The organism is Streptomyces sp. NPDC101227 (genome assembly GCF_044767545.1).
Taxonomy (GTDB): Bacteria; Actinomycetota; Actinomycetes; order Streptomycetales; family Streptomycetaceae; genus Streptomyces.
Genome location: NZ_JBIWOD010000004.1, coordinates 329,931 through 341,303 on the forward strand (window position 1 = coordinate 329,931; position 11,373 = coordinate 341,303).

The following is an 11,373-nucleotide window of genomic DNA, read 5'->3' on the forward strand; positions in this document are numbered from 1 at the left end:
GTCGGCAACGCCGGGGAAATTCCTAACGGTTGGGCCGGTCCTTGGCCGCCGCCGCCCGCGCCATGTCGGACAGCTGCGCCAGCATCGGCATCGGATCCGTGCCGACCGGCCCCGCCACCACCTCGGCGGCCTTCTCCGGCGTCCACCCTCCGTCGACATAGGCGGACCGCAGCTCCCGCGGCTGCGCCCAGACCGCGACCTTCGGCCCGGCCACCGTATAAACCTGTCCGGTGATCTCCCGCGCCCGCTCGCTCAGCAAATACACCACGAAAGCCGCCACATCCTCCGGCTCCCCGATCTCCGTCAGCTCCATCGGCACATTCGCCGACATCCGCGTCCGCGCGACCGGAGCCACCGCATTGGCGGTCACCCCGTACTTGTGCAGGCCGAGCGCGGCACTGCGCACCAGCGAAATGATCCCGCCCTTGGCGGACGAGTAATTGGCCTGGGAGACGGATCCCTGGTGATTCCCGCTGGTAAATCCCACGAGGGTGCCCGATCCCTGCCTGCGCATCACCGCCGCGGCCGCCCGGAAAACCGTGAAGGTCCCCTTGAGATGAGTGGCGACCACCGGATCCCACTCCTCCTCGGACATATTGAAGAGCATCCGCTCCCGCAGAATTCCGGCCACGCACACCACGCCATCGATGCGCCCGTACTGCGCCAGCGCGATGTCCACGATCCGCTGCCCGCCGGCCATCGTGGAAACGTCGTCGGCAACGGCCGTCGCCACGCCCCCCGCCGACTCGATCTCCTTCACCACGGACTCGGCGACCTCGCTGCTCGGTTCACCGCCCGCGATGGAGACCCCGTAGTCATTGACGATCACCTTGGCGCCGTGCTCGGCGCAGGCCAGGGCGACCGCGCGCCCGATGCCTCGTCCGGCCCCCGTGACGGCGACCACCTTGCCGGCCAAGAAGTTCCCCATGCCGCACCCCTTCCCGCACTTTCTGACGGACCGTTAGATTTTTGAGCAGACGCGGTACGAACACAAGACCCCGAGCCGAACCCGCCCCGAGGAGACCTCATGGCACTGCCGCAGGAGTTCCACGACATCGCCAAACGCGTCAACAACTGGGGACGCTGGGGCGCGGACGACGAGATCGGCACCCTCAACCTGATCACCGACGAGGTGGTACGCGCGGCCGCCGCCGGCATCCGTACCGGCCGCCGCATCCCCCTCGCGCTGCCCCTCCAACAGGACGGCGTACAGACCGGCATGATCCCCGGCCGGGTCAACCCCCTGCACACCATGGTGGCGATCAACCAGGAGATCTTCGGCCCCGGTACGGTCGCCACCTCGGACGACGCGGTCACCATGGGCCTCCAGGCCGCCACCCACTGGGACGGCCTCACCCATGTCTCCCACTCCGGACGGCTCTACAACAACCGCCCCGCCGACTCGATCACCGCCCACCGCGGCGCCACCAGCCTCGGCATCGAGAAGGCCACCCCGATCGTCTCCCGCGGCGTCCTCCTGGACGTCGCCCGCGCCCACGGCACCGACCGGCTGCCGGGCGCGCACGCCGTCACCCCCGAAGACCTCGACGCCGCCGAGGAGTTGGCGGGTACGAAGGTCCGCGCGGGCGACATCGTCCTCGTCCGGACCGGCCAGATCCAGCACTACCTCGCGGGCGACCGCCAGGCGTACGCCTTCCCCTCCCCCGGACTGTCGCTGCGCACCCCCGAGTGGTTCCACGCCCGCGATGTCGCCGCCGTCGCCAATGACACCCTCACGTTTGAGATCTTCCCGCCGGAGATCGACAACCTGTGGCTGCCGGTACACGCCCTCGACCTGGTGGAGATGGGCATGCTGCAGGGCCAGAACTGGAATCTGGAGGAGCTGAGCGCGGCGTGTGCGGCGGCGGGCCGCGCCACGTTCCTGCTGTCGGCGATGGCCGAGCCGTTCGTCGGCGGAACCGGGACACCGGTGGCGCCCGTGGCCATCCTCTGAGCGTCCCGCCGGACCCCGTCCGGCCCGGCCAGGTGGCGGTGCGCCCATGCGCGCCCCGAGCGCGGCACCGCGGACCGCCACCTGCCCCGGCTACCGCCGGGGGACCCCCAACCAGGCCGCGACCCGCACTCGCCGAGATCCCGACCGGATGGCCGGCTCTCCCCATGGCCTCGACGTCCCCTCGCGGCGAATCGCTCCACCCAAGGGTGATCAACAGACCACGCCACGTCAACAGCTGGTCTGGACTAATTCCGTTGCACCCGATTTACTCGGATCCGATGTACTGCCGCGCGATGCAGTGCCGCGCAATGCACTGACGCACTGACACGCCATCTACTGGCACACGAGGCAACGGCACGCGATGCGGTGACGCACTATGCGGTGCCGCGCAATGCACTGGCGCGTCATTCACTGGGCCGCCATCTTCTGGCGCACAACCCGCCGAGGCGCGAGGCAACGACGCGCGCCCCGTTACCCTCGATGCGGTCAGGCCGGGTGGGTCACGGCGCAAGGGGCCTCGTACGCCCCCAGTTCGCCCCCCGCCGCCAGCAACAGCGACTGGCAGCGGTCCACCTCGCACCAGATCCGCTTGCCGGCGCCTTCCTGCTGCCAGCCCCAGCGGTCCGCCAGGCCGTCGACCAGCTCGAGGCCGCGCCCGTTGGTGTCCTCGCCGTCCGCGTGCCGCTGGCGCGGCGGGCGGGCACTGGCGTCCAGCACTTCGACGCGTACGGTCCCCACCACCGCACCCGATCCCGAGAAGCACATCCGCAGCTTCGCCGCCGAGCCGGTATGCACCACGGCATTGGTGACGAGCTCGGAGATCAGCAAGATCAACGTCTCGGCCAGTGGCTCATCGGCCCCTATGCCGGACCCCATCAGCCGTGATCGGGCCCATCGCCTGGCCCGCCCCACCTCTGCGGGGTCGGGCCGTACCTCCAACTGAACCTGAAGCACCTGCACCGCTCACACCATCCGAACCGGCGGAAACATCGCCTCGCGCCTCCACAGGATCACGGTGCGTGACCCCGGTGAAGCACAGCATGGTTGACGTTCAGTCACCCCAACAAGCGCTTCGGGCATATTCCAGCGCAAGGGAGTATGCGTACTGCATACTGTGCGACGCACTTTGCGGGGAGTCGAACAAGGGGGATTCTCGGGCCCCCGCCCGAGGCGAGCGGCGCGCAGTCCGTACCCCGGAGCCGTCTTCTCGACGGCACCGTGGACGTTGCGCCACAGAACCACTCGCACCCAAGGGAGCGTACCCGAGCGGAACGCCGACTCCCGCCTGTGACGAGTCACGCCTAGGACACAACCCGATATCGACCCTCCGTGACCGCTTATGCGTGCGGTACCCGACATTCCGCACACGGGATGCCAGAACCCGACATCACGGCCTCCGAGACGGCCCATCGCCTCAACCTCCGTCAGGCCGGCAAGCCCTCCGCCAGCGCTTCCTCCGCCTCGGCGGCCCGGCCCCAGCACTCGGCGCGCAGCCAGGCGCGCTTCAGATGCAAATGCACATCGGCCTCCCAGGTGAACCCCATGCCGCCGTGAACCTGCAGGCAGTCCCGGGCGTTACGCACCGCAGCCGTATCGGCGAGCAGTTTCGCGCCGACCGCGTCGAGAACACCCTCCGTGACCGCCGCCGCATACACCGCACTTCGGGCGATTTCGGCTCGTACGAGCATCTGCGCGCACAGATGCTTGACCGCCTGGAAGGATCCGATGGGTGCGCCGAATTGCTCGCGTTCGCGGGCATACGTCACCGCCATCTCGACCGTACGGGCCGCGCTGCCCAGTTGCTGGGCGGCGGTGAGCAGCGCCGCCTCGCGGCGCAGCCGCGGCACGTCGAGGGCCAGCGGAGACGCGTCCGAGATGTCCGTTACGCGGGCGAGCGGGGTCAGCGGGTCAACTGAGGCGAAAGGGGCGCAGGTCACCGAGGCGGCCGCGCTACGGTACGCCCCGTGTACGCGCCCCTGGTGCACCGGATCCGCCCCCTGCACACCCCCCAGCAAGATCAACGCGTCGCAGTCGGCCGGGTGCTCCCACAGCACGGGGGCGGTCGGGTCGGCCGTCGCGCCGGTGGCCGGTGCGGGCGTCGCGTCGGCCAGGGCGACGATCCGTTCGCCGGCGGCGACGCCGTCCACAGCGCCGGCCAGCAGCTGGCAGGCGACCAGCGGCCCCGGCAGCAGCGCCCGCCCGGCCTCCTCGAAGACCAGCACCGCCTCCGGCAGGCCGAGCCCCACGCCGCCGTCCGACTCCGGCAGCCGTAGCGCGAAGAATCCGGCCTCGGCCAGCTCCCGCCACAGAGCGCGGTCCAGCGCGGGCTCGTCCACGGCCGTCCGCAGCCGGTCCCGGCCGAAGCGCCCGGCCAGCAGCTCCCGCATGCCGTCCTTCAACGCCCGCTGGTCCGCGGTGAGTTGGAAGTCCACCGGCCCGCTCACCGACCCTTCGGCAGGCCGAGGATGCGCTCGGCGACGATGTTCTGCTGGATCTGGGAGGTACCCGCCGCGATCGTGTACGAGAGGGACGAGAGCCGGTCCGCGATCCATTCCTGGTCCGCGTCCAGCGCCCCGGCGCCCAGCACCTCCGCCGCCGCGTCGTACAGCTCCTGCCGGGCGTGCGAATAGCGCAGCTTGAAGACCGAACCGCCGGCCCCGGGGACGCCCCCGCTCCTCCCCCGAGCTCTCGACTCCGCTCGAGCAGGGGGGACCCCCATCGCCTCGCTGACGTTCCACTGGGTCAGCCGCCACAGCGCCGCGAACTCCGCGCTCAGCCGGCCGAGCCTGCGGCGCAGCACCGCATCGTCCCAGCGGCCGTTGGCCCGCGCCGTACGGGCGAGCGCGCCGAGCACCCGGCGGCAGGCGACCACCTCGCCGACGAAGGCGGTGCCGCGCTCGAAGGAGAGGGTCACCATGGTCACCCGCCAGCCGTCGTTCTCCGCCCCGACGCGGTTGCCGACGGGCACCCGGACCTCGTCGAGGAACATCTCGGCGAACTCCGTCGACCCGGCGAGCGTGCGCAGCGGCCGCACGGTGACGCCGGGCGCGTCCATCGGCATCGCCAGCCAGCTGATCCCGCGGTGCTTGGGCGCCTGTGGGTCGGTGCGGACCAGCAGCTCGCACCAGTCGGCGACCTCGGCGTGCGAGGTCCAGATCTTGGAGCCGGTGACGACATACGCGTCGCCGTCGCGCACCGCCTTCGTCCGCAGCGCCGCGAGGTCCGACCCGGCGTCCGGTTCGCTGAAGCCCTGGCACCAGATCTCCTCGCCGCGCAGGATCGGCGGCAGCCAGCGGGCGCGCTGTTCGGTGGTGCCCTCGGCGGCGATGGTGGGCCCGGCGTGCAGCAGCCCGACGAACCCCGCGCCGACGTAGGGCGCACCCGCCAGCTCGGTCTCCTCCAGGAAGATCAGGTGCTGGGTGGGGGTGGCGCCCTGGCCGCCGGCGTCCCGGGGCCAGTGCAGCCCGGCGTAGCCGGCGTCGTACAGCATCCGCTGCCAGGCCGCGTCGTACGCCCGGCGGCCGGGCCAGTCGGTCGCGGCGGGCTTGGCGGGAAGCTTCGGCAGCACCTCGCCGAGCCAGGTCCGCAGCCGCGCCCGGAACTCTTCCTCTTCCGCTGTGTAAGTGAGGTCCATGGGCGGCGGCTACTTGCCGGGGCCGGAGTGGACGGCCGGGGCGGGCACGCGGATCGCAGTACCCCGCGGGCGGGCCCCGAAGAGGCGCGCGGGCCCGCTCGTACGGTCGTCGACGCTGATGATGCGCGGTGGCTCTGCCGGATTGCCCATCGTGTCCCCTCGCCCCGTGAAGCGGCCGTGCCCGAGCAGCTATCTGATGACCCGTCAGAATCAGGCTAGCCCCGACACCCTGGACCGACAAGGCGCCGACCTCTAACCTCGCCAGAAAATCTGACGCACCGTCAGCCAGCTGGGGTGCATGGGAGGCAGATCCGGATGACGATGACCGGCGCCACTTTCTGGGACCTTCTCGCCTGGCGCGCCGCCCGCAGCCCCGATGCGCCCGCCCTCATCCAGGGCACCGAGTCCGCCCGGCACGAGCGCCGGATCACCTTCGGGGCGCTGCACCGGCGGGCGGAACGGGTCGCCGCCGGCCTGTACGAGCGGGGCGTACGGCCCGGCAGCCGCGTCGTCTGGCAGCTGCCGACCCGCATCGAGACCGTGCTGTTCAGCCTCGCGCTGGCCCGGATCGGCGCCGTACAGAGCCCGGTCATCCCCCTCTACCGCGACCACGAGGTCCGCCAGGTGCTGCGCCGCACCCGCGCCGCCTTCTTCGCCGTCCCCGGTACCTGGCGCGGCTTCGACCACACCGCGATGGCCCGCCGCCTGGCGGCCTCGTTGCCCGGTCCGCCGAGGGTCATCGACGCGTACCGGACCCTCCCGGACGGGAACCCGGCCGTACTGCCGCCGCCGCCCGCCGACGCCGACGAGACGCGCTGGATCTACTGGACGTCCGGCACCACCGCCGGCCCCAAGGGCGTACTGCACACCGACCGCAGCCTGCTGGCCGCCGGCCGCTGCCTGGGCGACGCGCTGCGCATCGCCCCGTCCGACGTCGGCTCGATGGCCTTCCCGTACGCCCATGTCGCCGGCCCCGACTACACCGTCATGCTCCTGCGGCACGGCATCCCCGCCGTCCTCCTGGAGCACTTCGCCCTCCCCGGCTCGCTGGCCGCCTACCGCCGCCACGGCGTCACCCTCGCCGGCGGATCCACCGCCTTCTACGCCCTCTTCCTCGCCGAACAGCGCAAGCTCGCCCCCGGCCGCCGGCTCCTGCCCGCCCTCCGCCTGCTGGCGGGCGGCGGCGCCCCCAAACCCCCCTCGCTCTACCACGAGGTGGTCGCCGAGCTGGGCTGTCAGCTCACTCATGGCTACGCCATGACCGAGGCCCCGATGGTCACCATGGGCGACCCGCACGACAGCCCCGAGCGCCTCGCCACCACCGACGGCCGGCCGCCCGACGAGATGGAGATCCGTATCGCGCCCGACAGCGGGGAGATACGGCTGCGCGGCCCGGCCGTCTGCCGCGGCTACCTGGACGAGCCCGCCCCCTTCGACGCCGACGGCTTCCTCCCCACCGGCGACCTCGGCCACCTCACGCCCACCGGGCACCTCGTCGTCACCGGCCGCCTCAAGGACATCATCATCCGCAAGGGCGAGAACATCTCCGCCCGGGAGATCGAGGATCTGCTGCACCGGCACCCGGACGTGGCCGATGCGGCGGTGATCGGCCTGCCGGACCCGGAGCGGGGCGAGCGGCTCTGCGCGGCGGTCGAACAACGGGCAGGGACAGGGGAGTTGGCCCTCCCCGCACTGTGCGCGTTTCTCCGTTCCCAGGGCCTGGCGCCGCACAAGCTCCCCGAACAGCTGGAGGTGCTGCCGGCGCTGCCACGCGGGGCGACCCTGCGCAAGGTGCTCAAGCACGAGCTGCGGGAGCGCTTCGGGGGCGCGAAGGGGACCGGCGTGTAGGACGCGATCCGTCCTCCCCACGCCCTACGGTCCTCCGCATGACCCACCACCGCCCCCGCACGGTCGCCGCATGAGCCGCCCCCGCCCCCACATCGACGCCTCCGGACGCCGGGCCCGCCTCGGGCGGCGCCATCTGCTCGCGCCCGCGTACCGGTCGGCCCGTACCGAAGAGGTCGCCGACGCGGTCGTGGCGCTGCACGCCAGCGATGCGGCCACCGTCCATCTGGCGGCCTGCGCCCGCCTGACCGCGCCCGGCCCGGCGGAGGTGGAGCGGGCGCTCTACGACGACCGTTCGCTGGTCCGGCTGCTGTGCATGCGCCGTACGCTCTTCGCGGTCGGCGCCGGTCTCGCGCCGGTGGTGGCCTCGTCCACGGCACTGGCCATCGCCGCCAAGGAGCGGCGCAACATGACCCGGTGGGTGCTCGGCGGCGCAGCGGGGTGGGACGAGCGGCGGCTCGCGGAGGTGGAGGCGCGGACCCTCGCCGCGCTGGCCGCCCGGGGCGAGGCGGCGGCCGGCGATCTCGCCGCCGATGTGCCCGACCTGCGCGACACGATCGTCGTCTCGCCCGGCAAACCGTACGAGGCCACCGTCGCCGTCTCCAGCCGGATCCTCCGCGTACTGGCCGCCGAGGGGACGATCCGCCGCGGCCGGCCGCGCGGTGGCTGGACCAGCAGCTCCTTCCGCTGGACCCCCGGCACCGCCTTCGCCGACCTGCCCGCCCCGCCGGCCCCCGAGGCCCGCGCCGGCCTCGCCCGCCGCTGGCTCGCCGCGTACGGCCCGGCGACCGTCGAGGACCTCAGGTGGTGGACGGGCTGGACCCTGACCGACACCCGGCGGGCGGTGACCGCCACGGACGCGGTCGAGGTGACCCTGGACGGCGGTGTCGCCGCACTGGCGCTCCCCGACGACCTCGAACCGGTCCCCGCGCCCGAGCCCTGGGCCGCCCTGCTGCCCGGCCTCGACCCCACCGCCATGGGCTGGAAGTCCCGCGACTGGTACCTCGACCCCGGTCACGTCCCCCACCTCTTCGACCGCAGCGGCAACATCGGCCCGACGGTGTGGTGGAACGGCCGGATCATCGGCGGCTGGGCGCAGCGGGCGGACGGCGAGATCGTCTGGCGGCTGCTGTCGGACGAGGGCGGGCGCGAGGCCGCGTCGGCGGTCGCGGCCGAGGCGGCGCGGCTGGCGGGATGGGTCGGCGACGTCCGCGTCACGCCGCGCTTCCGGACGCCGCTGGAACGGGAGTTGAGCGCGTAGTGGGCACTTCGGTGCGCCGACGCCGGGGCGCCGGGCCGGCGACGGCGGACGTCAGCCCAGCACGCCGGCCAGGGAGCGGGCGAGGACGGTGTCGAACCGGTCGCGGGGGTCGTCGTCGGGCGGCGCAGCGGCGAGCAGGGCGGCGATGCGGGGGTGATGTCCTGCGGCGGCGACGTGGCCGAGGTAGGCGGACCGGTGCGTGGCGCCGGTGCCCGTGGCGGCCGTCTCGTTCTGGACGAACAGTGCGGTCAGGCCGCTGAGGAGGGCGAAGGCCTCGAGCTTGCGGGTGGGGTCGGCCGGGTGGTCGGCGAGCACGTCGAGTACGTGCTCGAGCAGGTCGATGCCGTGCGGGCCGAGGGCGGGGCGGCCGATGACCATGGCCGGCAGCCACGGATGGCGGCGCATGATCCCCCGGCCCTGGCGGGCGATGGCGAGGAGGTCGGCCTGCCAGTCGCCGCTGGGGGCGGGCGGGTGGTACTCGCTCGCGGTGCTGTCGGTCATCAGGTCGAGCAGGTCGTCGCGGGTGGCCACGTAGCGGTAGAGCGAGGCGGCGCCGGTGCCCAGGGCGGCGGCGACGCGGCGCATGGAGACGGCCTCCAGGCCCTCGCGGTCGGCCAGTTCCACCGCGGCAGCGGTGATCTCGGCGCGGCTGCGCTCGGCCGGGCGTCCGACCGGCGCCTGCTCCGGCCGCATCCAGATCACCGGCTCTTGTTGTCCTGCCACCTGCCACCTCCTGCGTTGCCGTAAGCCTATCCATCGCGTACGGTGTTCGCGAATGATGTTTGCGAACGAAGTTTGCGAACATCACGCTCGCGGATCGAAGGGGTGTGATGAGTGTGACGAGTGCGGCGAGTGCGATCACGCGCTACGCGCACAACGGCGGGATCCGGCTCGCCTTCGAGGACTTGGGCGGAGCGGGCGGCGACCCGTTGTTGCTGGTCATGGGGCTCGGAACGTCGCGGTACTGGTGGCCGGACGGTCTGGTGGGCGAGCTCGTGCGGCGCGGCTTCCACGTGGTGGCCTACGACCAGCGCGACGCCGGCCAGTCCACCCACGTGCCGGACCGGCGGATCGACCCGCCGGTCAAGGCCCTGCTGCGCCGCGAGGCCCCGGCCTACAGCGCCGAGGACCTCACCGACGACGCGGTCGCCGTGCTCGACGCCCTCGGCTGGCAGCGCGCCCACGTCTTCGGCCACTCACTGGGCGGGCTCGTGGCGCAGCGCACCGCGATCCGCCACCCGGACCGCGTGCGGAGCCTCACCACGTCCTCCGCCGTGCCCAGCGACACCAAGGGCCTGAGCGTCCTGCGCTATCTGCGCCCGGCGACCCTGGTCCGCTTCGCGCGGCTGCACCACCCGGAGACCCCGCACGGCAACCTGGCCCTGGCCGTGGCGGTCGGCCGCATCCTGGCCGCGCCCGGCCAGGCCATCGGCGCGCGCGAGGTGCGCGAGTTCGTGGACAAGGAGGCCGCGCACCAGGTCTCCAGCTTCCGCGACGACAAGGCTCAGAGCCGTCAGATCGGCGCGAAATGGCGCGGCGGGCCGCTCGCCCGGATCACCGCGCCGACCCTGGTGCTGCACGGCGAACACGACCCGCTGGTGCGCGTGGCGGCCGCGCGCGCCATCGCCGCCGCCGTCCCGGGCGCCCGGCTACGCACCCTGCCCGGCGTCGGCCACTTCCTCACCCGCGACGCCTGGGCCACCTACGCCGCCCACCTGCGCGCGCTCGCCGACCGGGCCCACACGGACCGGCCGGCGAACGGGGACACGCGCGGGTAACCGGCCCCGTCCCCCCTCGCTCGGCCTGCCCAGGCCCGAAACGGGAACGGCAACGGCAACGGCATGCTGCGCCGACTGGAACGCGCCGGGGCGTTCACGGACGGAGCGATCGGTCAACTGGCCCGGCCGACAGTGCCGTTGAGCCGTTCACCACTCACTCATTTCCTCCATCATCGCGGTGTAGAACTCGGTGTGGCGGACGCGGAAGACGGACATCTCCAGGCCGGTGGGGTACTTGCGGCCGCAGTGGTCGAGGGCCAGGGCGCCCAGCATTTCCCAGTTGGTGCGGTGGGGTTTTCCCTCCAGGCCGAGGTCTTCGCGGTATGCGTCATCCAGATCGGCCGGGTCGATGCCGAGAGCGTTCAGGAGGACATGGGGGTCGCCGTCCGCGTGCCACGAGTCTTCGTAGCAGGAGAAGCCGGAGGCGGAGAACATCCGGCCGTCGGGAAGAAAGATCGCGTGCTGCGTGTGGTTCTCGCCGAAGTCGACTTGGGCGGAACCCACGATGAGAGCGCCGGGGTAGCGCTCGTGAAGCGCGGCGACCTCACGCGCGACCGGATCATGGCCGGCGTCGTACGTGGTGAGGGCCGGATCGGATATGCACGTCACATTGCCCCAGCAGCCGACCGTGATCAGGTCCAGGTCCGAGAGCGTCTCCGCGGACAGAAATTCGGACGCGGGCATGGGAGGGAGCTCCTCCAGAACCGCATCGACCGTGGGGAAGGCTTCGACGAACGCGCGCGCCCTCGCATGGTCGTGGGGCGGCAGCTCGGCGCCGCTTCCGGGCAGTGGCAGGTCCAGGAGAGTGATGGTGTACTCGCCGGAATACGAGCCGCGGATGGCCGTCTCCGGCGGGCGCTCCCAGAATGAGATTTCGGTCATGATCGCACCGTAGCGGCGG

The 11,373-nt window shown here is 72.4% G+C and carries 10 protein-coding genes; 4 read left to right on the forward strand and 6 right to left on the reverse strand.

Annotated features, from left to right (window positions below):
- Positions 1–22 precede the first annotated feature (22 nt).
- Positions 23–928 (reverse strand): SDR family oxidoreductase, encoded by a 906-nt coding sequence (locus tag ACIRPT_RS11070; protein WP_403825330.1) that lies wholly within the window; start codon positions 926–928, stop codon positions 23–25.
- A 99-nt stretch (positions 929–1,027) separates the two neighbouring features.
- Here ACIRPT_RS11070 and ACIRPT_RS11075 point away from each other — a divergent pair, with 99 nt between their 5' ends.
- Complete coding sequence (locus tag ACIRPT_RS11075) at positions 1,028–1,954, forward strand: cyclase family protein (protein ID WP_403825333.1); 927 nt, start codon at positions 1,028–1,030, stop codon at positions 1,952–1,954.
- A gap of 486 nt (positions 1,955–2,440) precedes the next feature.
- Here the strand turns inward: ACIRPT_RS11075 and ACIRPT_RS11080 are convergent, their stop codons facing one another.
- From ACIRPT_RS11080 to ACIRPT_RS11090, 3 genes are all read right to left on the reverse strand, one after another.
- A complete protein-coding gene (locus ACIRPT_RS11080; protein WP_403825336.1) occupies positions 2,441–2,914 on the reverse strand; it encodes an ATP-binding protein in 474 nt (157 codons plus the stop codon).
- 464 nt (positions 2,915–3,378) lie between these two features.
- Positions 3,379–4,386 carry an acyl-CoA dehydrogenase family protein gene (locus ACIRPT_RS11085; protein ID WP_403825888.1) on the reverse strand — a complete coding sequence of 336 codons (1,008 nt, stop codon included), beginning with the start codon at positions 4,384–4,386 and terminating at the stop codon, positions 3,379–3,381.
- An 8-nt stretch (positions 4,387–4,394) separates the two neighbouring features.
- Positions 4,395–5,588 (reverse strand): acyl-CoA dehydrogenase, encoded by a 1,194-nt coding sequence (locus ACIRPT_RS11090; RefSeq protein ID WP_403825339.1) that lies wholly within the window; start codon positions 5,586–5,588, stop codon positions 4,395–4,397.
- A 321-nt stretch (positions 5,589–5,909) separates the two neighbouring features.
- On the opposite strand from ACIRPT_RS11090, the gene ACIRPT_RS11095 reads away from it, so the two are divergent.
- A complete protein-coding gene (locus ACIRPT_RS11095) occupies positions 5,910–7,436 on the forward strand; it encodes an AMP-binding protein (RefSeq protein ID WP_403825891.1) in 1,527 nt (508 codons plus the stop codon).
- Positions 7,437–7,506: 70 nt separating this feature from the next.
- Positions 7,507–8,694 carry a winged helix DNA-binding domain-containing protein gene (locus tag ACIRPT_RS11100; RefSeq protein ID WP_403825342.1) on the forward strand — a complete coding sequence of 396 codons (1,188 nt, stop codon included), beginning with the start codon at positions 7,507–7,509 and terminating at the stop codon, positions 8,692–8,694.
- Between the two features lie 51 nt (positions 8,695–8,745).
- On the opposite strand, the gene ACIRPT_RS11105 is transcribed toward ACIRPT_RS11100, so the two are convergent.
- Positions 8,746–9,417: a TetR/AcrR family transcriptional regulator gene (locus ACIRPT_RS11105; RefSeq protein WP_403825345.1), complete on the reverse strand. Its 672-nt coding sequence runs from the start codon at positions 9,415–9,417 to the stop codon at positions 8,746–8,748.
- Positions 9,418–9,524: 107 nt separating this feature from the next.
- On the opposite strand from ACIRPT_RS11105, the gene ACIRPT_RS11110 reads away from it, so the two are divergent.
- Positions 9,525–10,472: an alpha/beta fold hydrolase gene (locus ACIRPT_RS11110; RefSeq protein WP_403825348.1), complete on the forward strand. Its 948-nt coding sequence runs from the start codon at positions 9,525–9,527 to the stop codon at positions 10,470–10,472.
- Positions 10,473–10,619: 147 nt separating this feature from the next.
- Here ACIRPT_RS11110 and ACIRPT_RS11115 read toward each other — a convergent pair whose 3' ends face one another.
- The gene (locus ACIRPT_RS11115) at positions 10,620–11,354 is read right to left on the reverse strand and encodes a DUF6333 family protein (protein ID WP_403825351.1); all 735 of its coding nucleotides are present in this window, start codon (positions 11,352–11,354) and stop codon (positions 10,620–10,622) included.
- Positions 11,355–11,373: the final 19 nt, after the last annotated feature.

Bases quoted from the DNA above. Each gene is read 5' to 3' on its own strand.
- ACIRPT_RS11110 (WP_403825348.1), top strand. From the start codon at position 9,525: ATGAGTGTGACGAGTGCGGCGAGTGCGATCACGCGCTACGCGCACAAC.
- ACIRPT_RS11100 (WP_403825342.1), top strand. From the start codon at position 7,507: ATGAGCCGCCCCCGCCCCCACATCGACGCCTCCGGACGCCGGGCCCGC.
- ACIRPT_RS11070 (WP_403825330.1), bottom strand. From the start codon at position 928: ATGGGGAACTTCTTGGCCGGCAAGGTGGTCGCCGTCACGGGGGCCGGA.
- ACIRPT_RS11075 (WP_403825333.1), top strand. From the start codon at position 1,028: ATGGCACTGCCGCAGGAGTTCCACGACATCGCCAAACGCGTCAACAAC.
- ACIRPT_RS11115 (WP_403825351.1), bottom strand. From the start codon at position 11,354: ATGACCGAAATCTCATTCTGGGAGCGCCCGCCGGAGACGGCCATCCGC.
- ACIRPT_RS11095 (WP_403825891.1), top strand. From the start codon at position 5,910: ATGACCGGCGCCACTTTCTGGGACCTTCTCGCCTGGCGCGCCGCCCGC.
- ACIRPT_RS11090 (WP_403825339.1), bottom strand. From the start codon at position 5,588: ATGGACCTCACTTACACAGCGGAAGAGGAAGAGTTCCGGGCGCGGCTG.